A 21,666-nucleotide genomic window follows, 5' to 3' on the forward strand; every position below is an offset into this window, starting at 1 on the left:
TCACCGATATTTCAGGTGCTGCCATAGCTGCAGAATTACCTTCCCCGGAAACCGTTGCCATCGATCAAAACCACAGGAGTTCACCATGACTGGAACTGCGCACTCGGAACAAGAATTCTTGCCCGGACTGGAGCCAAGCGAAAAGCCAAGCGAAAACGGTCATAAGCCTGTCTCGGCGGGAACCTATTCGTTGCGGCGCCTCCACTATTTCAATGATGCCGAGCAGGTTTCATCATCGAACGATGAACCGCGGCAGGCTTCGGCGAACCAGTCCGAGGAGGACGATTTTGATATCGAGCAAAGAACGCTCATCCAGCACCTGCACATGGTGATCAGCATCGCCAGGCAATACACAGATCGCGGAGTGGAAGATGTTGAGCTGGTCAAGGCAGGCAACCATGGCCTCATCCAGGCGCTGGAGCACTTCAAACCAGGCAAGGATGCCGATTTCTCGAACTACGCCGCCATGTGCATCCGCCAGCATATCGAGCACCTTATCGCTGACCGGCATGAACTCCTCAAAGTGGCTCAAACCGAGCCACAGTATGCGGCTTCCCGCCACCGGACGACGCCAAGCGTTTCCGCCCAACCTCAGGGCATTTATGTCATCAGAGCATTTATCGAGAACCGGATTCATGAGCACCGGCATTCCAGCCATCCGGAACTCCCCCCTGAATTCGGCGGTTTGTACGATTAGCGCTGCTTACCTCATGCATGACGCCCCCCATGAGGTACTCCAATAAACGCGCCGAGCTTCTGAACATCACCAGGTCCCTGCTCGCCACCCTGACGAAGAACACACCTGAAACCGACCTGCTGCAGTCGGCCGTCGAAGCGCTCACGAAATTGATCCGGGTGAAATATGGCGCGATCGGTCTGCTAGACGAAAAGGGCAACCTGATCCAGTTCGTTCACACCGGAATGAGCGCAGAAGAAGTCCAACGGATCGGCCATCCGCCGGAAGGCCGCGGACTGCTCGGCGTAGTCGTTCGGGAAAATGCCGTGCTGCGGCTGGACAACATGATGAAGGACCCGAGAAGCGCAGGATTCCCTCCCAACCACCCGCAAATGAAAACGCTGCTGGCCGTGCCGATCTCGAATCTGGGACGGGTATACGGCAGGATCTACCTCTGCGACAGGCTTGATGGCACGCCATTCAGCGATGAAGACCAGGAGTTGTTGCAGAGCTTCGCCAGCGCCCTTTCGCTGATTCTGGACAATGCGCGAAAAGTGGATGAGATGGGGAAATCGCAAAATACCATTGCGGCACTCCACGATCCGCTCACCGACCTCCCGAACCTTGCCTTGCTCTATGACCGTGCCGGGCTGGTGCTGAGCCATGCGAACCGCGACAAGCATCAGGTGGCCTTCCTGTTTTGCGGCCTCGATGGATTCAAGGCCATCAACGAATCGCTGGGGCATGAAGCCGGCGACCATGTCCTGAAGACGATGGCCGAGAGATTCCTGGGCATCATGCGCGAGGAAGACACCGTGGCCCGTATCGGCGGCGACGAATTCCTCTTTGTATTGCCCGACGTCAGTTCGGTGATCCATATCGAACTGGTGGCGCAAAAAATCCTCGATGCCATCGCACGAGAAATCAAAATCGGCAACCGCAAGATATCGCTCTCCGGCAGCATTGGCATCGCCGTCTATCCCAACGACGGCGACACTACGGAAAGCATGGTGAAAAACGCCGACATCGCCATGTATAAGGCCAAGGAACTGGGCCGGAACAATTACCAGTTCTTCTCGGAAGCGCTCATTGCCGATGCCACGGGACGGCTCGAGTTGTTTGGCTATAGCTATTACGGATAAGAAGCACACACAAAAGAAGAGGCCGGCTGTAAGCCGGCCTCTTCTTTTGCCAAACAGCTACAGGTAGCTGCTAGAACGGAATATCGTCGTCGAAGTTGTCGAAGCTGCTCTTTGCGGCAGGGGCGGATCTCGCAGGCGCGGCGGAACGCGACGGTGCGGACTGGTTCTCCACCACTTCGAAGCTGCTGCCGCCGGTGGACTTGCCGCCCAGCATCTGCATCTCATTGACGATGATCTCGGTGGTGTAGCGGTCCTGGCCTTCCTTGGTCTGCCACTTGCGGGTCTGGATCTTGCCTTCGATGTAGACCTGCGAACCCTTCTTCAGGTATTCGCCCGCGACTTCAGCCAAGCGGCGATAGAACACCAGGTTGTGCCATTCCGTCTTTTCCTGCTTCTCGCCGCTCTTGTCCTTCCAGTTCTCGGAAGTCGCCAGCGTGGCGTTGGTCACCGCCTCGCCGTTGGTCATGTAACGCGTCTCCGGGTCCTTGCCCAGACGCCCCACCAGAATCACCTTGTTCACCGACATATCAAGCTCCCTTTATCAATTGTTCTACCGCGGCTTCATCGAAGCCCTGCATGTCCACCTTGAGGCAGGCCATGCCTTCGCTCGCCACCACCATCGCCTCGCGCACACCGGCGAGTTGCAACAGGTGCCGGCGCAATTCTACCGCAGCCGCCTCGTCCAGTTCGGGCAAATGATACAGCTTGGTGCGAACCGCCGCCGGAGGCCGCATGCCGGAGGCCGCGACGAGCCACAACGCCAGCAGCGCCATGCTGAACAGGAACACCGCATCGCCGCCGACGTATTGCATCAACGCCCCGCCCACCGCCGCGCCGAAGAACGCGCCGAAGAACTGCACGCTGCTGTACACGCCCATCGCCGTACCCTTCGCGGCCAGCGGCGCGATCTTGCTGATCAGCGAGGGCAGCGTCGCTTCCAGCACGTTGAACGCGGTGAAGAACAGCAGCAGCGCGATCGCCACACCCCACAGGCTGTGCTGCGCGAACATCAGCAGCGCCTGCGCCGCCAGCGCCAATGCCACCGCCGACATGAACACCGGCTTCATCTTCGCCTTCTTCTCGGCGATGACGATGGGCGGCACCATCAGCACGAAGGCGACCAGCATCACCGGCAGATAAACCTGCCAATGCTGCGCCACTGCCAGCCCGTCGGCCTGCAGGATGAATGGCACCTGCATGAACACCGACATCAGGATGGCGTGCAGCGCGAAGATGCCGAAATCCAGCCGCAGGAGATCGGGATTGCGCAGCACCTCGCGGAAATGGCCGTGGCCAGCTTCAGTATCGCTGTGGAAACGGGTGATCGCGGGATTGGGAATCGCGAAGCGCACCACCGCGATTGCGGCCAGCGCCAGCACGCCGGTCAGCGCGAACAGCCCCGGTACGCCGATCACGCCGTGCAGCAGCGGTGACAGCACCAGCGACAGCGAGAAAGTGATGCCGATGGTCATGCCGATCGTCGCCATCGCCCGCGTGCGCACCTCCTCGCGCGTCAGGTCGGCCGTCAGCGCCATCACCGCCGCGTTCAGCGCCCCCGCGCCCTGCACCACGCGCCCGATGATGACCCAATAGATGTTGTCCGCCGCGGCGGCAATAAAACTGCCCAGCGCGAACAACACCAGACTGATGTAGATCACCGGCTTGCGCCCGTAACGGTCGGACAGCCAGCCGGCGGGAATCTGCAGGATCGCCTGCGTCAGCCCGTAAGCGCCGAGCGCAACGCCCATCAACAGATGGCTCTCGCCGCCGGGCAGATGTTCGGCATACAAGGCGAACACCGGCAGGATGATGAACAGGCCCAGCATGCGCAGGCCGTAAATACCGGCCAGGCCAAAGCTGGCTCGGCGCTCGGCGGGGGTCATGGAAACTTGTGTAGATTGCATCGAAGATGGATTAACTTGACTAAAAAACTCGCGCATTCTAGCAGGTCGTCCAGACTGCAGTAATCAACAGGTTCAGCAGGCTGCTGTTTTTACCCAATTCACCGGATTGGGAAAGCCCGAGAATTCGCGTATATTGCTCGGTCGTTTATCTTATTCGCAGCCAGGCATGGACCAGATCAAAATCCGCGGTGCGCGCACCCACAACCTGAAGAACGTCAACCTCGACTTGCCGCGCAACAAGCTGGTGGTCATTACAGGCCTGTCCGGTTCGGGCAAGTCGTCGCTCGCTTTCGATACCCTTTATGCCGAGGGGCAGCGGCGCTATGTGGAATCGCTTTCCGCCTATGCGCGGCAATTCCTGCAGTTGATGGAAAAGCCGGACGTGGACCTGATCGAGGGACTGTCGCCCGCCATCGCCATCGAGCAAAAGGCCACTTCTCACAACCCGCGCTCCACCGTGGGCACGGTCACCGAGATCCACGATTACCTGCGCCTGCTGTTTGCGCGCGCGGGCGATCCGTATTGCCCGCAGCACGACCTAGTGCTGGAGGCGCAATCTGTCGGCCAGATGGTGGACCATGTGCTGTCGCTGCCGGAGGGCACGCGCATCATGATCCTGTCGCCGCTGGTGGTGGAACGCAAGGGCGAGCAGCTCGACCTGTTCGACGAACTGCGCGCACAGGGCTTCACGCGGCTACGCGTCAACGGCACGGTGTACGAGATCGACGCGCTGCCGAAGCTGGAGAAGAACAAGAAGCACACCATCGAGATCGTGGTGGATCGCCTCAAAGTGAACGCGGAGGCCAAGCAACGGCTGGCGGAGTCGTTCGAGACCGCGCTGCGCCACGCCGAGGGGCGTGCGCTGGCAGTGGAGATGGACTCGGGCAAGGAGCATCTGTTCTCGGCCAAGTTCGCCTGCCCGATCTGCAACTACTCGCTACCGGAACTCGAGCCACGTCTGTTCTCGTTCAACAACCCCATGGGCGCATGTCCGAAGTGCGACGGGCTGGGCAGCATCAGCTTCTTCGATCCCAAGCGCGTCGTCGCCTTCCCAACACTCAGCCTGAGCTCCGGTGCGATCAAGGGCTGGGACCGGCGCAACCAGTTCTACCACCAGATGCTCGCCAGCCTGGCCAAGCACTACAACTTCGACCTGGAGCAGTCGTTCGAGAGCCTGCCGGAAAAGATCCAGCAAGTGATCCTGTACGGCAGTGGCCGCGAGGAAATACCGTTCAACTACATGAACGAGCGCGGCAAGCCTGTGCTGCGCGAGCATAGCTTCGAGGGCATCGTCCCCAATCTGGAGCGCCGCTACAAGGAGACCGACTCCCCCACCGTGCGCGAGGAGCTGGCCAAGTATCTCAACACCTGCACCTGCCCGGAATGCGAGGGCGCGCGCCTGCGCGTGGAAGCACGCAACGTGCGCATCGGGGATCGCAACCTGCACGAGCTCAGCGCGCTGCCGCTGAAGCAGGCACTGGCTTTCTTCCAGGGGCTGACGCTGGCCGGACACAAGCAGGCCATCGCGGAGAAGATCGTGCTGGAGATCGCCAGCCGCCTGACTTTCCTCAACAACGTGGGACTGGATTACCTGTCGCTGGAGCGCTCCGCCGAGACGCTATCCGGCGGCGAGGCGCAGCGCATCCGCTTGGCCAGCCAGATCGGCTCGGGACTGACCGGGGTGATGTATGTGCTGGACGAGCCTTCCATCGGCCTGCACCAGCGCGACAACGACCGCCTGCTGGACACGCTGAAGATGCTGCGCGACATGGGCAACAGCGTGATCGTGGTGGAGCACGACGAGGATGCGATCCGCCATGCCGATTACGTGGTGGACATGGGACCGGGCGCGGGCGAGCACGGCGGCATGGTGGTTGCGCAGGGCACACCGAAGGAAGTATGCACCAACCCGCAGTCGCTCACAGGCGATTATCTCTCGGGCAAGCGCAGCATCGCCGTACCGAAGAAATTCATCAAGCCCGACGCCGAGCGTATGCTGCGCATCATCGGCGCCTGCGGCAACAACCTGAAGGATGTCACGCTGAACCTGCCGGTGGGGTTGCTGGTGAGCATCACCGGCGTGTCCGGCTCGGGCAAGTCCACGCTGATCAATGACACGCTGTACCACGCCGTGGCGCAGCACCTGTACGGCAGCAGCGCCGAGCCCGCGCCCTATGCCGAGATCGAGGGACTGGAGTTCTTCGACAAGGTGATCAACGTCGACCAGTCGCCCATCGGGCGCACACCGCGCTCCAACCCGGCAACCTATACCGGCCTGTTCACGCCGATCCGCGAGCTGTTCGCGGGCGTGCCGTCGGCGCGCGAGCGCGGCTACGGCCCGGGGCGTTTCTCGTTCAACGTCAAGGGCGGGCGCTGCGAATCCTGCCAGGGCGACGGCGTGATCAAGGTGGAGATGCACTTCCTGCCGGACGTGTACGTGCCGTGCGACGTGTGCCACGGGCATCGCTACAACCGCGAGACGCTGGAGATCCAGTACAAGGGCAAGAACATCCACCAGATACTGGAGATGACGGTGGAGCAGGCGTACGAGTTCTTCGAACCGGTGCCGGTGATCGCGCGCAAGCTGCAGACGCTGCTGGACGTTGGTCTGGGCTACATCACGCTGGGACAGAGCGCCACCACGCTTTCCGGCGGCGAAGCACAGCGCGTGAAGCTGTCGCTCGAACTGTCCAAGCGCGACACCGGACGCACGCTGTACATCCTCGACGAGCCGACCACCGGCCTGCACTTCCACGACATCGCCCTGCTACTCAAGGTGATTCACAAGCTGCGCGACCAGGGCAACACCGTCGTGGTGATCGAGCACAACCTCGACGTGATCAAGACGGCAGACTGGGTGATCGATCTTGGGCCGGAAGGCGGCGATGGCGGAGGACGAATTATCGCCGAAGGGAACCCGAAGGAAGTCGCTCAGCAGCCGCAGAGCGTGACCGGGAAATACCTCAAGCCAATGTTCAAGGGGTGATCTTCCGCACCCGCAAGTCGCGGTGCTTGCCTACCAGTCGGTCGAATACTTGGCTTGGGCGACCGGCAGCCCTTTCTCGTCGAACAAGCCCTCGAACAGGATCGAACTGAGATAGCGTTCACCGGAATCAGGCAGGATGACGACGATGGTCTTGCCGGCGTTCTCCGGACGCTTGGCCAGCCGCACGGCAACGGCCGCCGCCGCACCGCAGGAGATGCCAGAAAGGATGCCCTCTTCGAGCGTCAGGCGGCGGGCGTACAGCACAGCCTCCTCGTTGCTAACCTGTTCGATCATATCTACCAGCGACAAGTCGAGGGTTTCCGGCACAAAGCCCGCGCCTATGCCCTGTATCTTGTGCGGCGACGGCTTCAGCGGCTCGCCCGCGCGCACCTGGGTCAGGACGGGGCTGGCGGAGGGTTCCACCGCCACGGAGATGATGGCCTTGCCCCTGGTCTGCTTGATATAGCGCGACACCCCAGTGATGGTGCCCCCGGTACCCACTCCCGAGACGAAGATGTCCACTTTGCCGTCGGTATCGTTCCATATCTCGGGACCGGTAGTCTGCTCGTGGATGGCTGGATTGGCGGGGTTCTTGAACTGCTGCATCAACACGTAACGCCGCGGGTCGGAGGCGGCAATCTCTTCGGCCTTGGCCACCGCCCCGCTCATACCCTTGGCGCCTTCGGTGAGCACCAGATGGGCGCCGAATGCGAGCAGCAGCTTGCGCCGCTCGATGCTCATGGTATCCGGCATGGTCAGCGTGAGCGGGATACCGCGAGCGGCAGCGACGAAAGCGAGCGCGATGCCGGTATTGCCGCTGGTGGCTTCGACGATGTGCTTGCTGGGGCCGAGCAGACCGCGCCTTTCGGCATCGGCGACCATCGCAGCACCGATGCGGTCTTTAACGGAGTATGCAGGATTGCGGCCTTCGATCTTGGCAAGGACCGTGGCAGGCGCGCCCTCGGTGATGCGGTTGAGGTGCACCAGGGGCGTACGGCCGATGGAAAGTGAATTGTCTGCGTGCCAGTTTGCCATGCCGAACTCCCGGTTAGGTCATGAACAAAGTGTACCAAACAAAAAGGCCGGGATAACCCGGCCTTTTGCTTGATACTGCGTACAGTCTATTGCTTATTCTGCATCGACCGCTGTCGCTTCTGCGGGACGATCCAGCAGTTCGACCAGTGCCATCGGAGCATTGTCGCCCTGACGGAAACCGAACTTCAGGACGCGCAGATAACCGCCGTTGCGTGCTGCGTAGCGTGGACCCAGCTCGTCGAACAGCTTGACTACCATCTCGCGGTCGCGCAGACGCGCAAACGCCAAACGCTTGTTAGCCAAGCTGGGGTTCTTGCCCAGCGTCAGAATGGGTTCCGCGACACGGCGCAGTTCCTTGGCCTTCGGCAGGGTAGTCTTGATGACTTCATGACGCAACAGCGACACGGTCATATTGCGGAACATCGCCAGACGGTGGCTGCTGGTGCGGTTGAGTTTTCTTAAACCTAAACGGTGACGCATGATTTGCCTCTCTTGTTCTAATGCTGCACTGCGTTAAGCCGCGGTGACAGGCCAGTTTTCCAGCTTCATACCCAGCGACAAGTTGTGCTCGGCAAGAACCTGCTTGATTTCGTTCAGCGACTTGCGGCCCAGGTTCGGGGTGCGCAACAGATCGTTCTCGGTGTACTGGATCAGGTCGCCAATGTAATGAATGCTTTGAGCCTTCAGACAGTTGGAGGAACGCGGGGTCAGCTCCAGATCGTCTACCGGACGCAACAGGATAGGATCGACCTTCGGTGCCTGAACCTTCTCGACCACCGGCTCGGTGCCTTCCAGCGCCGCGAACACGGAGAACTGGTCAACCAGGATGCGGGCCGCATTGCGGATCGCCTGCTCCGGATCGATCGCGCCATTGGTCTCGATGTTCATCACCAGCTTGTCCAGGTCAGTGCGCTGCTCGACGCGAGCACTTTCGACTGCATAGCTGACGCGGTTGACCGGGCTGAACGATGCATCCAGCGCGATATGGCCCACGGCACGAGATTCGTTCGGAGTCTGACGCGAGATAGCCGACACATAACCGCGACCTTGTTCGACCTTGATCTGCATGTCCAGCTTGCCGCCAGCGGTCAGGTGAGCGATCACGTGCTCGGGATTCAGCACTTCGACGTCTGCGTTGCCGCTGATGTCGCCAGCAGTCACGACGCCGGCGCCTTCCTTCTTGATGGTCAGTACGACTTCCGGCAAATTGTGCAGGCGCAACACGACACCCTTCAGGTTCAGCAGGATGTCGACGACATCTTCCTGAACGCCGTCGATGGTCGCATATTCATGCAACACGCCAGCCATCTTCACCTCGGTCGGTGCAGCACCGGGCATGGAAGACAACAGGATGCGACGCAAGGCATTGCCCAAAGTGTGGCCGTAGCCGCGCTCGAAGGGCTCCATCACCACCTTAGCCTGGGTGGCGGAGATCTTTTGCACATCGATGATGCGAGGCTTCAAAAATTCATTCTTAGGCATACGCTACTCCGCGTGGATTACTTGGAATACAACTCAACCACGAGATGCTCGTTGATGGTTGCAGGCAGTTCAGCACGTTGCGGCTTGGCTTTGAATGTACCCTTTAATGCCTTGGTGTCCATTTCGATCCATTCCGGGAAACCGCGCTGCTCGGCAGCAGCCAGTGCAGCCTTGATGCGCAGTTGCGCTTTGGACTTTTCAGCCACTTCAACCACGTCGCCGGGGCGCACCTGGAAGGAAGGAATGTTCACGCGCTTGCCGTTCACCAGCAAACCGTTGTGACGCACAACTTGGCGCGCTTCGGCGCGGGAAGCACCGAAACCCATGCGGTAGGACACGTTGTCCAGACGGGACTCCAAGTTCTGCAGCAGGTTTTCACCGGTAATGCCGCGCTGGCTTTCCGCAGCCTTGTAAGTCAGGCGGAATTGCTTTTCCAGCACGCCATAGATGCGGCGAACTTTCTGCTTTTCGCGCAACTGGCCGCCGTACTCGGACAGACGGACATTCTTCTTCTGACCGTGTTGGCCAGGCGCATAGGCGCGGCGCTCAACGGCACACTTGTCGGTAAAACATTTCTCGCCCTTCAGGAACAGCTTTTCGCCTTCGCGGCGGCACTGACGGCACTTTGCATCAAGATTTCTAGCCAAGATCGACTCCCAAAAAATTAGATACGGCGCTTTTTAGGCGGACGGCAGCCGTTGTGCGGCACCGGCGTAATATCGGAAATGCTGGTGATCTTAAAGCCAGCAGCATTCAGTGCACGCACAGCGGATTCGCGGCCAGGACCGGGGCCCTTGATGCGCACTTCAAGATTCTTAACACCACATTCTTGAGCCGACTTGCCAACAACCTCGGCAGCAACCTGCGCAGCGAACGGGGTGCTCTTACGAGAGCCCTTAAAACCCTGCGCACCACTGGTAGACCATGCCAGGGCGTTGCCTTGACGGTCGGTAATGGTGATGATGGTATTGTTGAAAGAGGCGTGAACGTGAGCAACACCCTCGGCCACGTTCTTCTTAACTTTCTTGCGCACTTTCGTGCTGCTTGGCTTAGCCATAATCAAATCCTCTAATGCGTTATAGCAAAATTACTTCTTGGCGCCAGCAATCGCCTTGCGCGGTCCCTTGCGGGTACGTGCGTTGGTGCGAGTGCGCTGACCGCGACAGGGCAAACCGCGACGATGACGCAGGCCGCGATAGCAACCCAAGTCCATCAGACGCTTGATGTTCATCGTCGTTTCGCGACGCAGATCACCTTCCACTGTGAACTTGGCGACTTCTTCGCGCAGCTTTTCAACTTCCGCGTCAGTCAGATCCTTCATCTTGGTGGTGGTGTTAACGCCCGCCGCCGCGCAAATGTTTTGCGAACGAGTACGACCGATACCGTAGATTGCAGTCAAGGCAATCACAGCGTGTTGATGGTTGGGGATGTTTACCCCTGCAATACGTGCCATGCAGCTACCCTATATTTTGAAAGACGAAAATTATATCACCCACAGGCTACTTTGTTCAATCAGCCTTGGCGTTGCTTGTGTCGCGGCTCCGTGCAAATGACGCGCACGATGCGGTTACGACGGATGATCTTGCAGTTACGGCAGATCTTCTTTACTGATGCTTGGACTCTCATTTGCTTCTCCTTACTTGCTCAACTATTTAGCGCGGAACACAATGCGCGCCTTGCTCAAATCATAGGGTGTCAATTCTACCGTCACCTTGTCGCCGGGCAGGATGCGAATATAGTGCATCCGCATTTTCCCAGAGATATGACCCAACACCACATGACCGTTTTCCAGCTTGATCCGGAAAGTCGCATTCGGCAGCGACTCCTCGATCTCGCCTTGCATCTGAATCACGTCTTCTTTTGCCATTAGCGTGCTAACCCACCCTTGAAATTGGCCTTCTTCAGCAGATTTTCATACTGATGTGTCATCAGGTAGGACTGCACTTGCGCCATGAAATCCATCGTTACCACAACCAGAATCAACAGCGACGTACCGCCGAAATAGAACGGCACATTCCACTTCACTACCAGGAACTCCGGCAGCAGACACACTAGGGTGATGTACACTGCTCCGACCATGGTCAGGCGCAGCATGATCTTTTCCACATAACGCGCAGTCTGATCGCCGGGACGAATACCGGGCAAGAACGCACCACTCTTCTTCAGGTTCTCTGCCGTTTCCTTCGGGCTGAACACCAGCGCCGTGTAGAAGAAGCAGAAGAACACGATCGCTGCCGCGTATACCATCACATAGATCGGCTGACCGGGAGACAGTTTGTCGCTGACGTCCTTCAGCCAAGTCATGCCGCTTCCGCTACCGAACCAGCCCGCGATGGTCGCCGGGAACAGGATGATGCTGGAAGCGAAGATCGGCGGAATCACACCGGCCATATTCAGCTTCAACGGCAGATGCGAGCTCTGCCCGGCATAGATCTTGTTGCCCACCTGACGCTTCGCGTAGTTCACCAGGATCTTGCGCTGGCCACGCTCGACGAATACCACCAAGGCCGTCACCGCGATCGCACCAACGAATAGCAGCAACACCAGCGGGATCGAGAACGCACCGGTTCGAACCAGCTCCAGCGTGCTACCGATCGCATTCGGCAAGCCTGCAGCGATACCAGCAAAGATGATCAGCGAAATACCGTTACCCAGACCGCGCTCGGTGATCTGCTCACCCAGCCACATCAGGAACATCGTGCCGGTCACCAGGGTAACCACCGTGGTCAACTGGAACATTGCACCTGGATTGGGCACCAGTCCCGGCTGGGCCTGCAAGGCCACCGAGATACCGAACGCCTGGAACACGGCCAGAGCCAGCGTGCCATAGCGAGTGTACTGCGTGATCTTGCGACGCCCGGCTTCGCCTTCTTTCTTCAACTGCTCAAGATGCGGCACCGCAATGGATGCCAGCTGCATAATGATCGATGCCGAGATGTACGGCATGATCCCCAGCGCGAAGATCGTGAAACGTTCCAGCGCGCCGCCCGAGAACATGTTGAACATGCCCAGGATGCCATCCTTTTGACTCTTGAACAGATCCGCCAGCACCGTCGGATCGATGCCCGGCACCGGAATATGCGCACCGATGCGGAACACCACCAATGCACCAAGCAAGAACCACAGGCGGCGACCGAGGTCACCGTACTTGGCCTTGCCTACCCCCTTGGCTGCGGTATTCACTTACTGGCCTTACTCGGCGATGCTGCCGCCGGCAGCTTCGATCGCTGCACGAGCACCCTTGGTTGCCAACAAGCCTTGCAGCTTGACCGCACGGGTCAGTTCGCCGCACATGATGACCTTGGCAGACAGGGCATTCGCATGAACCACGCCAGCTTGCTTGAGCGCCAGCAGATCGATGCTGTCGACCGGCATCTTCTGCAGGTCAGACAGACGCACTTGAGCTGTATCGTCGCGAGTCAAGGAGACGAAGCCACGCTTCGGCAGACGGCGCTGCAGCGGCATCTGACCGCCTTCAAAACCGACCTTGTGGAAGCCGCCGGCACGGGACTTCTGACCCTTGTGGCCGCGACCGCAAGTCTTGCCCAGGCCGGAACCGATACCGCGACCGACGCGGCGCTTGGCGTGCTTGGCGCCTTGTGCAGGTTGAATATTATTGAGTTGCATTTCTTATGCCTCGCACTTAACCAGGTAATACACCTTGTTGATCATGCCGCGCACGCAAGGAGTATCCTCAAGCTGCACGGTGTGGTTGATATGACGCAGCCCCAGACCGCGAATGGTGTCGCGGTGCGATTGCTTGGTGCCGATCAGGCTCTTGACCTGTGTCACTTTGATCGTTTTAGCTTGTGTCATGTCTTACCCCAGAATCTCGTCAACGCTCTTGCCGCGCTTTGCAGCGATCTCGGCAGGAGAATTCAGCGCCTTCAGGCCGTTCAACGTAGCGCGAACCACGTTGTAAGGATTGCTGGAGCCGATACACTTGGCCAGCACGTCCTTCACGCCAACCGCCTCGAACACGGCACGCATCGCGCCGCCGGCGATAATGCCGGTACCTTCGGAAGCAGGCTGCATCAGCACCTTCGCTGCGCCATGCTTGCCGACCACGGTGTGGTGCAAGGTGCCGTTCTTCAGGCTGACCTTGACCAGATTGCGGCGAGCTTCGTCCATAGCCTTTTGCACTGCAACCGGTACTTCCTTGGACTTGCCCTTGCCCATCGCTACGCGACCATCGCCGTCACCAACCACGGTCAACGCGGCGAAACCCATGATACGGCCACCCTTAACCACCTTGGTGACGCGATTCACGGAAATCATCTTTTCGATCAGACCGTCATCGCGCTCTTCTTGTTGCTGCATTTTTCCTTGCGGCTTAGCCATCACTCAACTCCAATTAGAACTGCAGACCGTGTTCACGCGCAGCATCAGCCAGCGCCTTGACACGACCATGATATCGGTTACCGGAACGGTCGAACGCCACTTGGGTGATGCCCGCGCTCTTCGCCTTCTCGGCGATGCGCTTGCCCACCACCGCGGCAGCGGCAGCGTTACCGCCGTTCGCCAGATCCTTGCGGACTTCGGCTTCGACGCTGGATGCGCTGGCCAGAACCTTGCCGCCGCAGGCGGAAATCACCTGAGCATAGATGTGCAAGTTGGTACGATGAATAGCCAGACGTACCGTCTTTTTCTCAGCAATGCGTGCACGGGTTTTGCGTGCTCTGCGCTGACGTGCTTCTTTCTTGTTCAACATATCTGCCTCAGTTATTTCTTCTTGGTTTCTTTCAGGATCACCACTTCGTCGCTATAGCGCACGCCCTTGCCCTTGTAAGGCTCGGGTTCACGGAAAGCACGAATCTCCGCAGCAACTTGTCCAACGCGCTGCTTGTCAGCACCCTTCAGCACGATTTCAGTCTGCGTCGGGGTTTCGACCTTCACGCCAGCGGGCATCTTGTAAGAGACCGGGTGGGAAAAGCCCAATGTCAGGTTCAGTGTGTCACCGGCAGCTTGAGCACGGTAACCCACACCAACCAGGTTCAACTTGCGCTCGAAGCCCTTGCTCACACCCTGGACCATATTGGCCAGCAGGGCACGAACCGTGCCGGACATCGCATTGGCCTGCATGGAGTCGTTCTGCGCCTTGCACAGCAGGCTATCGCCCTCGCGCACTACGCTCACATCTGCCGACAGGGCTTGCTTCAAAGAACCCAACGGGCCCTTCACAGAAATTTCGTTCGCTGCCAGCGCGACTTCAACGCCACTCGGCACGACGACAGGATTCTTAGCGACTCTAGACATACTTACCTCACTACGCGACTACGCACAGCACTTCGCCGCCGATACCATTGGCGCGCGCTTTGCGGTCGGTCATCAAACCCTTGGACGTGGACACGATAGCAATACCCAGGCCGTTCATCACCTTAGGCATGTCTTCGGAGCCCTTGTAGATACGCAGACCAGGACGGCTTACGCGCTGGATCTTTTCGATCACTGGACGGCCGCTGTAATACTTCAGGCCGATTTCCAGCGTGGCCTTGCCACCTTCGCCGCTGATGATGCTGTAGCCATCAACATAACCTTCGTCCTTCAACACCTCGGCAATCGCCGCCTTCAACTTGGAAGAAGGCATCGCCACTGTGGCTTTTTCCGCAAGCTGCGCATTGCGAATGCGCGTCAGCATATCGGAGATCGGATCACTCATACTCATTTAATTGCTCCTACCAGCTTGCCTTAACAACACCAGGAATCTCACCGCGCATCGCGAATTCGCGAACCTTGATACGCCCCAAACCGAACTTCCTGAAAGTACCACGCGGACGACCGGTCAACGCACAACGGTTGCGCAAACGAACCGGGCTTGCGTCACGCGGCAGCGCTTGCAGCTTCTGGCGCGCAGCAGCGCGCTCTTCGTCGCTGAGGCTCACGTTGGAAATAGTCGCCAGCAGGGCCTCGCGCTTGGCCGCGAACTTCTTCACGGTCTCGCGGCGTTTTTGCTCGCGGTTAATCAGTGCTATCTTTGCCATTAGTATTCCCTCACTTCTTCAATGGAAGCTTGAAAGCCAGCAGCAATGCCTTGGCCTCTTCATCGGTCTTGGCGCTGGTGGTGATGGTGATGTTCATACCACGCAGAGCGTCAACCTTTTCGTATTCGATTTCCGGGAAAATGATCTGCTCTTTCACGCCCATGTTGTAATTGCCACGGCCGTCGAAAGACTTGCCGGAAATACCACGGAAGTCGCGGATACGCGGAATCGCCACAGAGATCAGACGATCCAGGAATTCGTACATGCGCTCTTTGCGCAGCGTCACCTTGCAACCGACCGGATAACCTTCGCGGATCTTGAAGCCAGCGATGGACTTCTTGGACAAGGTAATCACAGGCTTCTGACCGGCAATCTTCTGCATGTCGCCAACCGCAAAATCCATCACCTTCTTGTCAGCAACCGCCTCGCCGACACCCATATTCAGAGTGATCTTTTCGATGCGCGGCACTTCCATGATGGACTTGTAGCCAAACTGCTTCATCAGGTCCTTAGCGACCTTGTCTTTGTAAAATTCGTACAAACGAGCCATGCCTTACCCCTTAAGCGTCAATCATTTCGCCGCTGGACTTGAACACGCGCACCTTGCGCCCGTCTTCCAGCGTTTTGATCCCGACTCGATCGCCTTTTTTGGCCGCAGCGTTGTAGATCGCCACGTTCGAGATATGGATCGGCAGCTCTTTTTCAACGATACCGCCACTCAAGCCCTTCACCGGATTCGGCTTCTGATGCTTCTTGACCTTGTTGATACCGCTTACCAGCAGGAAATCGCCCAGCACTTGCTGCACACTGCCGCGACTACCCTTGTCTTTACCAGTGATGACGATGACGTCATCATTCTTTTTGATCTTGCGCATGATTTTCCTCGACTCGATCCGTTGACGCTTACAGCACTTCCGGTGCCAGCGAAACGATCTTCATGAACTTCTCGGTACGCAACTCGCGCGTCACCGGCCCGAAGATACGCGTACCGATCGGCTCCAGCTTGGCGTTCAGCAACACAGCAGCGTTGCCGTCGAACTTAACCAGAGAACCATCAGTGCGGCGCACACCCTTAGCAGTGCGAACCACCACGGCGTTGTACACTTCACCCTTCTTCACACGACCGCGCGGTGCGGCGTCCTTGATGCTAACCTTGATGACATCACCAACGGAAGCATAACGACGCTTGGAACCGCCCAACACCTTGATGCACATCACGGAACGTGCGCCAGTGTTGTCAGCCACATCTAAAACAGACTGCATTTGTATCATTATTTAATCTCCAACTTTTTCCGCCGCGGCGGCCAGTTTTGGAACCCGTACGGGTTAGGTCGCCGCAAGCGGCGATGAAACGAAGCCGCGCATTATATGCAAATTCAGAAAAGACGCAAGCTAAATTTTCGAGTTAAGCCGCAACCGCCTTTTCAACCAGCTTGGCAACGCGCCAAGCCTTAGTCTTGGCCAGAGGACGGCACTCTTCGATTGTCACCACGTCGCCGGTATGGAACTCGTTGGCTTCGTCGTGCGCGTGATACTTCTTGGAGACGCGAATGATCTTGCCCAGCAAGGGGTGCTTCACCTTGCGCTCGACCAAGACCGTAACAGTCTTGTCCATCTTGTCGCTAACCACGGTACCGGTCAGGGTACGTTTCAGTGTCTTTGCTTCGCTCATTTCTGGGCACCCTTCTCTTTCAATACGGTCTTCACGCGGGCGATGTCGCGACGCACCTTGCGCAATTCGCTGGTATTGGTCATCTGCTGCGTTGCAACTTGCATACGCAGACCGAATTGAGCCTTCGTCAAGGACAGCAGCTCTTGTTGGAGATCTGTCGCAGACTTGGTCTTCAGTTCACTAGCTTTCATGTTATGCACCTACCTGTCTAACAACGAATGTGGTTGCGATCGGCAACTTTGCGGAAGCGAGCTTGAAAGCCTCGCGCGCCAATGTCTCATCGACACCATCCATTTCGTACAACATCTTGCCAGGCTGAATCTCGGCGACGTAGTACTCGGGGTTACCCTTACCGTTACCCATACGAACTTCGGCCGGTTTCTTGGAGATCGGCTTGTCCGGGAAAATGCGGATCCAGATACGACCACCGCGCTTGATGTGGCGGGTCATCGCACGACGCGCAGCTTCGATTTGACGTGCAGTCAAACGGCCGCGGGCAACCGCCTTCAGGCCAAACTCACCGAAACTCACCTTGTTGCCGCGGGTAGCCAGACCGGTATTGCGGCCCTTCTGCTCCTTGCGGTATTTCCTTCTAGCTGGCTGTAGCATGTTTTGCTCCCGACTTTCTTACTTTCTTTTCCGGTTCAGCGGCGACTGGCGCAGCTGCTTCCTGACCAGTGGTCTCACCCTTGAACACCCAAACCTTCACACCGATGATGCCGTAAGTGGTCTTCGCTTCGGAAGTGCCGTAGTCGATGTCGGCACGCAGCGTATGCAACGGCACGCGGCCTTCACGGTACCACTCGGTACGGGCGATTTCGATGCCGTTCAAACGGCCCGAGCTCATGATCTTGATGCCTTGAGCGCCCAGACGCATTGCATTCTGCATCGCGCGCTTCATGGCGCGGCGGAACATGATGCGCTTTTCCAGCTGGGCGGTGATGCTGTCAGCGATCAGTTGCGCATCGATTTCGGGCTTGCGCACTTCTTCGATGGCCAGATCAACGGACTGCAGACCCATGCGCTTGCGCAACTCGGCGCGCAATGCCTCGATGTCTTCGCCCTTCTTGCCGATCACCATGCCAGGACGCGCGGTGTAGATGGTTACCTTGGCGTTCTTTGCAGGACGCTCGATGACCACCTTGGAAACACCGGCGGAAGCCAGCTTCTTTTTCAGGAATGCACGAACTTCGATGTCCTTGTGCAGCAAAGTAGCGAAATTCTCGCTGTTGGCATACCACTTGGAATCCCAGTTTTTACGAACGCTCAACCGGAAACCGGTTGGATGAATTTTCTGTCCCATAATTTACCCTTAGTTCCCGACGCTGACCGTAATGTGGCAGGTTTGCTTCTCGATGCGATTGCCACGCCCCTTGGCGCGCGCACTGAAACGCTTCAGCGAAGCCGCCTTATCGACATAGATGGTGGTCACTTTCAGCTCGTCGATGTCAGCGCCATCGTTATGCTCGGCGTTCGCGATCGCGGACTCCAGAGCCTTCTTGATGATGCCTGCACCCTTCTTCGGGCTGAAGGTCAGGATGTTCAAAGCCTGCGCGACCGGCAAACCACGGATCTGGTCAGCAACCAGGCGGCCCTTTTGCGCGGAGAGATGAATGTTTTTTGCAACAGCAGTAGTCGTTGTCATCATGCCTCCTTATTTCTTCGCCTTTTTATCGGCAGCATGGCCCTTGAAGGTACGAGTCAGGGAAAACTCGCCCAACTTGTGCCCCACCATGTTCTCCGACACATACACGGGAATGTGCTGCTTGCCGTTGTGCACCGCGATCGTCAGGCCGACGAACTCGGGCAGCACCGTGGAACGGCGCGACCAGGTCTTCACCGGGCGCTTATCGTTAGTCGCACGCACCGCCTCAACCTTCTTGAGCAAGTGAGCGTCGACAAATGGACCTTTTTTAATGGAACGTGCCATATTTATCTACCCCTTAAACCTGAAAGCGACGGCGCACGATCATGCCGCTAGTACGCTTGTTGCGACGAGTGCGGAAGCCCTTGGCCGGCACACCCCATGGGCTGACCGGATGACGGCCTGCAGCTGTCTTGCCCTCACCACCACCGTGCGGGTGATCAACCGGGTTCATCACCACACCGCGGACTGTCGGACGCACACCGCGCCAACGCATTGCACCGGCCTTGCCGATGGAACGCAGGCTGTGTTCGGAGTTGCCCACTTCGCCCAGTGTCGCCTTGCAGTCGATGTGCACCTTGCGGATCTCGCCGGAACGCAGACGCAATTGAGCGTAGCTGCCTTCGCGGGCCAGCAGCTGCACCGCAGTACCGGCGGAACGCGCCAACTGCGCGCCCTTGCCCGGCAGCATCTCGATGCAGTGAATGGTCGAACCCACCGGAATGTTGCGCAGAGGCAAGGCATTGCCCGACTTGATCGGAGCTTCGGAACCGCTGATCAGGGTCGTACCGACTGTCACGCCCTTGGGAGCGATGATGTAACGACGCTCACCATCGGCATAGCACAGCAGGGCCAGGTGCGCGCTACGGTTCGGGTCGTATTCCAGGCGCTCGACGGTGGCAGGAATGCCATCCTTGTTGCGCTTGAAGTCCACCAGACGATAGTGCTGCTTGTGACCGCCGCCCATATGACGGGTGGTGATATGACCATTGTGGTTACGGCCCGCAGTCTTGGTCTTCTTCTCGACCAGGGACGCGACCGGCTTACCTTTGTGCAGGTCGGGGTTGACAACGCGCAATACCGCGCGCTGTCCCGGAGTTGTTGGTTTTAGTTTAATCAATGCCATGATGATTACCCTTGCTCGCTTGCAGCAAAATTGATTTCCTGACCGGCTGCCAGGCACACATAGGCCTTCTTCCAGTTGTTGCGACGACCGACGAAACGGCCCATGCGCTTGACCTTGCCCTTGACGTTGGCCACTTGCACGGTATCCACGCTCACCTTGAACATCATCTCAACGGCCGCCTTGATTTCAGGCTTGGTTGCATCGGGAGCGACGCGGAAGATCACCTGCTCGTTCTTGTCGGCAACGAAAGTCGCCTTTTCGGAGATCTGCGGAGCGAGCAGCACCTTCATCAAACGCTCTTGGCTGAATTGTTGCGTACTCATGCGAACATCTCCTCAATTTTTGCCACCGCATTGCGGGTAACGACCACGCTCGGGAAGCGCACCAGGCTGACGGGGTCGGCCTGATTGGCTTCCAGCACCAATACGTTGGGCAGGTTGCGCGAAGACAGATACAGGTTCTCGTCTAGGCTGTCGGTGATGATCAACAGACGGCCGGAATCCAAGCCCATGCCCTTGATCTTCTGCGCCAGCAGCTTGGTCTTGGGAGCATCGACAGTCAGGCTATCCACAACCACCAGACGGTTCTCGCTAACCAGCTTCGACAAGATCGCAGCCAGACCTGCGCGATACATCTTGCGGTTCACCTTGTGGGTGTAATTCTCTTCACCGGTATTCGGGAAAATCTTGCCACCCCCGCGCCACAGCGGGCTGGATGCCATACCGGCACGAGCACGACCCGTACCCTTTTGCGCGAACGGCTTGCGGGTAGACTTGGCGATCTCGCTGCGACCCTTTTGCTTGCTGTTGGCAGCACGGGCGTTCGCCATGTAGGCGGTAACCAGCTGATGCACCAGATCTTCGTTGTATTCACGACCGAACAACTCGTCGGACGCGCTCAGATTTGCGGTCGCTTGACCCTTATCGTTAATGACCTTGAGTTCCATTACGCACCTGCCTTCACTGCTGGACGCACGATCACGCTGCCGCCCTGCGCGCCGGGAACGGCACCCTTGACCAGCAACAACTGACGCGCAACATCGACACGCACAACTTCCAGATTCTGCACAGTCTTCTGCACATCACCAAGATGACCCGTCATGCGCTTGCCCGGGAACACGCGACCCGGATCCTGCGCCATACCGATGGAGCCCGGCACGTTGTGCGACTTGGAGTTACCGTGCGATGCACGGCCGGATTTGAAGTTGTAACGCTTGATGGTACCAGCGTAACCCTTACCCTTGGATACGCCCGTCACATCGACGAGTTGACCCGCCTGAAAAATCTCGACGCTGATCGTCGAGCCAGCCTGCAGGCCAGCCAATTGTTCAGGGGATACGGTGAATTCCTTGAGTGCACTCCCCGCTTCCACACCCGCCTTGGCGTAATGTCCGGCGGCAGCCTTGCTGACGCGACCGGGACGGCGCACACCGTGTGCAACTTGCACAGCAGTATAGCCATCGGTATCCACGGTTTTAACCTGAGTGACACGATTATTGGACACTTCCAGCACAGTCACCGGCAACGAAGAACCGTCCTCGGTGAATACGCGGGTCATGCCAATCTTGCGACCGACAAGTCCTAAGCTCATTTTTTATTTCCTTTGGTTAAGGGGCTGACTTCAATTGGCCAGCCGATTCTCTTTTACTACCTGGCACAACAATTACTGCAACTTGATTTCCACATCCACGCCAGCCGGCAGATCCAGCTTCATCAGCGCATCCACAGTCTTGTCTGTCGGATCGACGATATCCATCAGGCGCAGATGGGTGCGAATCTCGAATTGATCGCGCGAAGTCTTGTTGACGTGCGGCGAACGCAGCACATCGAAACGCTCGATCTTGGTGGGCAACGGCACGGGACCGTTCACCACAGCACCAGTGCGCTTGGCAGTATCAACGATCTGCGCGGCCGACTGGTCAATCAAGCGATAGTCAAACGCCTTGAGGCGAATGCGAATTTTTTGACTTTGCATAATCTTCTCTTGCATTTACGCGGCAATGCCGCTGGTTTAAAGA

The 21,666-nt window shown here is 58.1% G+C and carries 35 protein-coding genes; 3 read left to right on the forward strand and 32 right to left on the reverse strand.

The window, feature by feature from the left end; all coding sequences use genetic code 11:
- Positions 1-85: 85 nt before the first annotated feature.
- Both FGKAn22_RS09390 and FGKAn22_RS09395 read left to right on the forward strand, forming a co-directional pair.
- Positions 86-697, forward strand: a complete 612-nt coding sequence (locus FGKAn22_RS09390) for a sigma factor (protein WP_212785388.1) — start codon at positions 86-88, stop codon at positions 695-697.
- A 29-nt stretch (positions 698-726) separates the two neighbouring features.
- On the forward strand, positions 727-1,818 hold the full coding sequence (locus FGKAn22_RS09395; protein WP_212785389.1) for a sensor domain-containing diguanylate cyclase: 1,092 nt from the start codon (positions 727-729) through the stop codon (positions 1,816-1,818).
- Positions 1,819-1,888: 70 nt separating this feature from the next.
- Here FGKAn22_RS09395 and ssb read toward each other — a convergent pair whose 3' ends face one another.
- Positions 1,889-2,344 (reverse strand): single-stranded DNA-binding protein, encoded by a 456-nt coding sequence (ssb, locus tag FGKAn22_RS09400; protein WP_212785390.1) that lies wholly within the window; start codon positions 2,342-2,344, stop codon positions 1,889-1,891.
- A 1-nt stretch (position 2,345) separates the two neighbouring features.
- Complete coding sequence (locus FGKAn22_RS09405; protein ID WP_212785391.1) at positions 2,346-3,701, reverse strand: MFS transporter; 1,356 nt, start codon at positions 3,699-3,701, stop codon at positions 2,346-2,348.
- A 187-nt stretch (positions 3,702-3,888) separates the two neighbouring features.
- Between FGKAn22_RS09405 and uvrA the strand changes: the two genes are divergently transcribed.
- Positions 3,889-6,708, forward strand: coding sequence for an excinuclease ABC subunit UvrA (gene uvrA, locus FGKAn22_RS09410; RefSeq protein WP_212785392.1), 2,820 nt, complete (start codon positions 3,889-3,891; stop codon positions 6,706-6,708).
- Positions 6,709-6,738: 30 nt separating this feature from the next.
- Here uvrA and cysK read toward each other — a convergent pair whose 3' ends face one another.
- The 30 genes from cysK to rpsJ form a co-directional block, all read right to left on the reverse strand.
- Positions 6,739-7,743, reverse strand: coding sequence for a cysteine synthase A (gene cysK, locus FGKAn22_RS09415; protein WP_212785393.1), 1,005 nt, complete (start codon positions 7,741-7,743; stop codon positions 6,739-6,741).
- Between the two features lie 93 nt (positions 7,744-7,836).
- Complete coding sequence (rplQ, locus tag FGKAn22_RS09420) at positions 7,837-8,223, reverse strand: 50S ribosomal protein L17 (protein WP_212785394.1); 387 nt, start codon at positions 8,221-8,223, stop codon at positions 7,837-7,839.
- A gap of 33 nt (positions 8,224-8,256) precedes the next feature.
- Positions 8,257-9,225, reverse strand: a complete 969-nt coding sequence (locus FGKAn22_RS09425) for a DNA-directed RNA polymerase subunit alpha (RefSeq protein ID WP_212785395.1) — start codon at positions 9,223-9,225, stop codon at positions 8,257-8,259.
- A 17-nt stretch (positions 9,226-9,242) separates the two neighbouring features.
- Entirely contained in the window at positions 9,243-9,872 is a 630-nt protein-coding gene (rpsD, locus tag FGKAn22_RS09430) for a 30S ribosomal protein S4 (protein ID WP_212785396.1), read from the reverse strand.
- A 17-nt stretch (positions 9,873-9,889) separates the two neighbouring features.
- On the reverse strand, positions 9,890-10,282 hold the full coding sequence (gene rpsK / locus FGKAn22_RS09435) for a 30S ribosomal protein S11 (RefSeq protein ID WP_212785397.1): 393 nt from the start codon (positions 10,280-10,282) through the stop codon (positions 9,890-9,892).
- 30 nt (positions 10,283-10,312) lie between these two features.
- On the reverse strand, positions 10,313-10,678 hold the full coding sequence (rpsM, locus tag FGKAn22_RS09440; RefSeq protein WP_212785398.1) for a 30S ribosomal protein S13: 366 nt from the start codon (positions 10,676-10,678) through the stop codon (positions 10,313-10,315).
- 59 nt (positions 10,679-10,737) lie between these two features.
- Positions 10,738-10,851: a 50S ribosomal protein L36 gene (rpmJ, locus tag FGKAn22_RS09445; RefSeq protein ID WP_212785399.1), complete on the reverse strand. Its 114-nt coding sequence runs from the start codon at positions 10,849-10,851 to the stop codon at positions 10,738-10,740.
- A gap of 22 nt (positions 10,852-10,873) precedes the next feature.
- The gene (infA, locus tag FGKAn22_RS09450) at positions 10,874-11,092 is read right to left on the reverse strand and encodes a translation initiation factor IF-1 (RefSeq protein WP_212785400.1); all 219 of its coding nucleotides are present in this window, start codon (positions 11,090-11,092) and stop codon (positions 10,874-10,876) included.
- Entirely contained in the window at positions 11,092-12,408 is a 1,317-nt protein-coding gene (secY, locus tag FGKAn22_RS09455) for a preprotein translocase subunit SecY (RefSeq protein ID WP_212785401.1), read from the reverse strand. The genes infA and secY overlap by 1 nt, the downstream gene beginning before the upstream one ends.
- A gap of 9 nt (positions 12,409-12,417) precedes the next feature.
- Complete coding sequence (gene rplO / locus FGKAn22_RS09460; RefSeq protein WP_212785402.1) at positions 12,418-12,852, reverse strand: 50S ribosomal protein L15; 435 nt, start codon at positions 12,850-12,852, stop codon at positions 12,418-12,420.
- A 3-nt stretch (positions 12,853-12,855) separates the two neighbouring features.
- Complete coding sequence (gene rpmD / locus FGKAn22_RS09465; RefSeq protein WP_212785403.1) at positions 12,856-13,041, reverse strand: 50S ribosomal protein L30; 186 nt, start codon at positions 13,039-13,041, stop codon at positions 12,856-12,858.
- Positions 13,042-13,044: 3 nt separating this feature from the next.
- Positions 13,045-13,545, reverse strand: coding sequence for a 30S ribosomal protein S5 (gene rpsE, locus FGKAn22_RS09470; RefSeq protein ID WP_425513858.1), 501 nt, complete (start codon positions 13,543-13,545; stop codon positions 13,045-13,047).
- 34 nt (positions 13,546-13,579) lie between these two features.
- Complete coding sequence (gene rplR / locus FGKAn22_RS09475) at positions 13,580-13,933, reverse strand: 50S ribosomal protein L18 (protein WP_246487496.1); 354 nt, start codon at positions 13,931-13,933, stop codon at positions 13,580-13,582.
- Positions 13,934-13,947: 14 nt separating this feature from the next.
- Entirely contained in the window at positions 13,948-14,481 is a 534-nt protein-coding gene (rplF, locus tag FGKAn22_RS09480) for a 50S ribosomal protein L6 (RefSeq protein ID WP_212785406.1), read from the reverse strand.
- 10 nt (positions 14,482-14,491) lie between these two features.
- On the reverse strand, positions 14,492-14,890 hold the full coding sequence (gene rpsH, locus FGKAn22_RS09485; protein WP_212785407.1) for a 30S ribosomal protein S8: 399 nt from the start codon (positions 14,888-14,890) through the stop codon (positions 14,492-14,494).
- A gap of 10 nt (positions 14,891-14,900) precedes the next feature.
- Entirely contained in the window at positions 14,901-15,206 is a 306-nt protein-coding gene (gene rpsN, locus FGKAn22_RS09490) for a 30S ribosomal protein S14 (RefSeq protein WP_212785408.1), read from the reverse strand.
- A 10-nt stretch (positions 15,207-15,216) separates the two neighbouring features.
- Positions 15,217-15,756, reverse strand: a complete 540-nt coding sequence (gene rplE / locus FGKAn22_RS09495) for a 50S ribosomal protein L5 (RefSeq protein WP_212785409.1) — start codon at positions 15,754-15,756, stop codon at positions 15,217-15,219.
- Between the two features lie 10 nt (positions 15,757-15,766).
- On the reverse strand, positions 15,767-16,081 hold the full coding sequence (gene rplX / locus FGKAn22_RS09500; RefSeq protein WP_212785410.1) for a 50S ribosomal protein L24: 315 nt from the start codon (positions 16,079-16,081) through the stop codon (positions 15,767-15,769).
- A 28-nt stretch (positions 16,082-16,109) separates the two neighbouring features.
- Positions 16,110-16,478 (reverse strand): 50S ribosomal protein L14, encoded by a 369-nt coding sequence (rplN, locus tag FGKAn22_RS09505; protein WP_212785411.1) that lies wholly within the window; start codon positions 16,476-16,478, stop codon positions 16,110-16,112.
- Positions 16,479-16,611: 133 nt separating this feature from the next.
- Positions 16,612-16,878 (reverse strand): 30S ribosomal protein S17, encoded by a 267-nt coding sequence (gene rpsQ, locus FGKAn22_RS09510; RefSeq protein ID WP_212785412.1) that lies wholly within the window; start codon positions 16,876-16,878, stop codon positions 16,612-16,614.
- The gene (gene rpmC, locus FGKAn22_RS09515) at positions 16,875-17,069 is read right to left on the reverse strand and encodes a 50S ribosomal protein L29 (RefSeq protein ID WP_212785413.1); all 195 of its coding nucleotides are present in this window, start codon (positions 17,067-17,069) and stop codon (positions 16,875-16,877) included. Before rpmC ends, rpsQ begins: the two co-directional genes overlap by 4 nt.
- Position 17,070: 1 nt before the next feature.
- A complete protein-coding gene (gene rplP, locus FGKAn22_RS09520) occupies positions 17,071-17,487 on the reverse strand; it encodes a 50S ribosomal protein L16 (protein WP_212785414.1) in 417 nt (138 codons plus the stop codon).
- Complete coding sequence (gene rpsC, locus FGKAn22_RS09525) at positions 17,471-18,181, reverse strand: 30S ribosomal protein S3 (protein WP_212785415.1); 711 nt, start codon at positions 18,179-18,181, stop codon at positions 17,471-17,473. Before rpsC ends, rplP begins: the two co-directional genes overlap by 17 nt.
- A 9-nt stretch (positions 18,182-18,190) precedes the next feature.
- Complete coding sequence (rplV, locus tag FGKAn22_RS09530; protein WP_212787203.1) at positions 18,191-18,523, reverse strand: 50S ribosomal protein L22; 333 nt, start codon at positions 18,521-18,523, stop codon at positions 18,191-18,193.
- Between the two features lie 9 nt (positions 18,524-18,532).
- The gene (gene rpsS, locus FGKAn22_RS09535; RefSeq protein ID WP_212785416.1) at positions 18,533-18,808 is read right to left on the reverse strand and encodes a 30S ribosomal protein S19; all 276 of its coding nucleotides are present in this window, start codon (positions 18,806-18,808) and stop codon (positions 18,533-18,535) included.
- Between the two features lie 13 nt (positions 18,809-18,821).
- Complete coding sequence (gene rplB, locus FGKAn22_RS09540; protein ID WP_212785417.1) at positions 18,822-19,649, reverse strand: 50S ribosomal protein L2; 828 nt, start codon at positions 19,647-19,649, stop codon at positions 18,822-18,824.
- A gap of 5 nt (positions 19,650-19,654) precedes the next feature.
- Positions 19,655-19,972 carry a 50S ribosomal protein L23 gene (gene rplW, locus FGKAn22_RS09545; RefSeq protein WP_212785418.1) on the reverse strand — a complete coding sequence of 106 codons (318 nt, stop codon included), beginning with the start codon at positions 19,970-19,972 and terminating at the stop codon, positions 19,655-19,657.
- A complete protein-coding gene (rplD, locus tag FGKAn22_RS09550) occupies positions 19,969-20,595 on the reverse strand; it encodes a 50S ribosomal protein L4 (protein ID WP_212785419.1) in 627 nt (208 codons plus the stop codon). The genes rplW and rplD overlap by 4 nt, the downstream gene beginning before the upstream one ends.
- Positions 20,595-21,239 carry a 50S ribosomal protein L3 gene (gene rplC, locus FGKAn22_RS09555; RefSeq protein WP_212785420.1) on the reverse strand — a complete coding sequence of 215 codons (645 nt, stop codon included), beginning with the start codon at positions 21,237-21,239 and terminating at the stop codon, positions 20,595-20,597. The genes rplD and rplC overlap by 1 nt, the downstream gene beginning before the upstream one ends.
- A gap of 72 nt (positions 21,240-21,311) precedes the next feature.
- Entirely contained in the window at positions 21,312-21,623 is a 312-nt protein-coding gene (gene rpsJ / locus FGKAn22_RS09560; RefSeq protein ID WP_212785421.1) for a 30S ribosomal protein S10, read from the reverse strand.
- Positions 21,624-21,666: the final 43 nt, after the last annotated feature.

Origin of the sequence: Ferrigenium kumadai (assembly GCF_018324385.1) — a bacterium.
GTDB lineage: Bacteria > Pseudomonadota > Gammaproteobacteria > Burkholderiales > Gallionellaceae > Gallionella > Gallionella kumadai.

Bases quoted from the DNA above. Each gene is read 5' to 3' on its own strand.
- rplF (WP_212785406.1), bottom strand. From the start codon at position 14,481: ATGTCTAGAGTCGCTAAGAATCCTGTCGTCGTGCCGAGTGGCGTTGAA.
- FGKAn22_RS09395 (WP_212785389.1), top strand. From the start codon at position 727: ATGAGGTACTCCAATAAACGCGCCGAGCTTCTGAACATCACCAGGTCC.
- cysK (WP_212785393.1), bottom strand. From the start codon at position 7,743: ATGGCAAACTGGCACGCAGACAATTCACTTTCCATCGGCCGTACGCCC.
- rpmD (WP_212785403.1), bottom strand. From the start codon at position 13,041: ATGACACAAGCTAAAACGATCAAAGTGACACAGGTCAAGAGCCTGATC.
- rplB (WP_212785417.1), bottom strand. From the start codon at position 19,649: ATGGCATTGATTAAACTAAAACCAACAACTCCGGGACAGCGCGCGGTA.
- rpsN (WP_212785408.1), bottom strand. From the start codon at position 15,206: ATGGCAAAGATAGCACTGATTAACCGCGAGCAAAAACGCCGCGAGACC.
- rplD (WP_212785419.1), bottom strand. From the start codon at position 20,595: ATGGAACTCAAGGTCATTAACGATAAGGGTCAAGCGACCGCAAATCTG.
- rpsJ (WP_212785421.1), bottom strand. From the start codon at position 21,623: ATGCAAAGTCAAAAAATTCGCATTCGCCTCAAGGCGTTTGACTATCGC.
- rplQ (WP_212785394.1), bottom strand. From the start codon at position 8,223: ATGCGTCACCGTTTAGGTTTAAGAAAACTCAACCGCACCAGCAGCCAC.
- ssb (WP_212785390.1), bottom strand. From the start codon at position 2,344: ATGTCGGTGAACAAGGTGATTCTGGTGGGGCGTCTGGGCAAGGACCCG.
- rpmC (WP_212785413.1), bottom strand. From the start codon at position 17,069: ATGAAAGCTAGTGAACTGAAGACCAAGTCTGCGACAGATCTCCAACAA.
- rpsM (WP_212785398.1), bottom strand. From the start codon at position 10,678: ATGGCACGTATTGCAGGGGTAAACATCCCCAACCATCAACACGCTGTG.
- rpsK (WP_212785397.1), bottom strand. From the start codon at position 10,282: ATGGCTAAGCCAAGCAGCACGAAAGTGCGCAAGAAAGTTAAGAAGAAC.
- rpsE (WP_425513858.1), bottom strand. From the start codon at position 13,545: ATGCAGCAACAAGAAGAGCGCGATGACGGTCTGATCGAAAAGATGATT.
- rpmJ (WP_212785399.1), bottom strand. From the start codon at position 10,851: ATGAGAGTCCAAGCATCAGTAAAGAAGATCTGCCGTAACTGCAAGATC.
- FGKAn22_RS09425 (WP_212785395.1), bottom strand. From the start codon at position 9,225: ATGCCTAAGAATGAATTTTTGAAGCCTCGCATCATCGATGTGCAAAAG.
- rplC (WP_212785420.1), bottom strand. From the start codon at position 21,239: ATGAGCTTAGGACTTGTCGGTCGCAAGATTGGCATGACCCGCGTATTC.
- rpsS (WP_212785416.1), bottom strand. From the start codon at position 18,808: ATGGCACGTTCCATTAAAAAAGGTCCATTTGTCGACGCTCACTTGCTC.
- uvrA (WP_212785392.1), top strand. From the start codon at position 3,889: ATGGACCAGATCAAAATCCGCGGTGCGCGCACCCACAACCTGAAGAAC.
- rplW (WP_212785418.1), bottom strand. From the start codon at position 19,972: ATGAGTACGCAACAATTCAGCCAAGAGCGTTTGATGAAGGTGCTGCTC.
- infA (WP_212785400.1), bottom strand. From the start codon at position 11,092: ATGGCAAAAGAAGACGTGATTCAGATGCAAGGCGAGATCGAGGAGTCG.
- rpsC (WP_212785415.1), bottom strand. From the start codon at position 18,181: ATGGGACAGAAAATTCATCCAACCGGTTTCCGGTTGAGCGTTCGTAAA.
- FGKAn22_RS09405 (WP_212785391.1), bottom strand. From the start codon at position 3,701: ATGACCCCCGCCGAGCGCCGAGCCAGCTTTGGCCTGGCCGGTATTTAC.
- rplN (WP_212785411.1), bottom strand. From the start codon at position 16,478: ATGATACAAATGCAGTCTGTTTTAGATGTGGCTGACAACACTGGCGCA.
- rplE (WP_212785409.1), bottom strand. From the start codon at position 15,756: ATGGCTCGTTTGTACGAATTTTACAAAGACAAGGTCGCTAAGGACCTG.
- rplO (WP_212785402.1), bottom strand. From the start codon at position 12,852: ATGCAACTCAATAATATTCAACCTGCACAAGGCGCCAAGCACGCCAAG.
- rplV (WP_212787203.1), bottom strand. From the start codon at position 18,523: ATGACAACGACTACTGCTGTTGCAAAAAACATTCATCTCTCCGCGCAA.
- FGKAn22_RS09390 (WP_212785388.1), top strand. From the start codon at position 86: ATGACTGGAACTGCGCACTCGGAACAAGAATTCTTGCCCGGACTGGAG.
- rplX (WP_212785410.1), bottom strand. From the start codon at position 16,081: ATGCGCAAGATCAAAAAGAATGATGACGTCATCGTCATCACTGGTAAA.
- rpsQ (WP_212785412.1), bottom strand. From the start codon at position 16,878: ATGAGCGAAGCAAAGACACTGAAACGTACCCTGACCGGTACCGTGGTT.
- rpsH (WP_212785407.1), bottom strand. From the start codon at position 14,890: ATGAGTATGAGTGATCCGATCTCCGATATGCTGACGCGCATTCGCAAT.
- rplP (WP_212785414.1), bottom strand. From the start codon at position 17,487: ATGCTACAGCCAGCTAGAAGGAAATACCGCAAGGAGCAGAAGGGCCGC.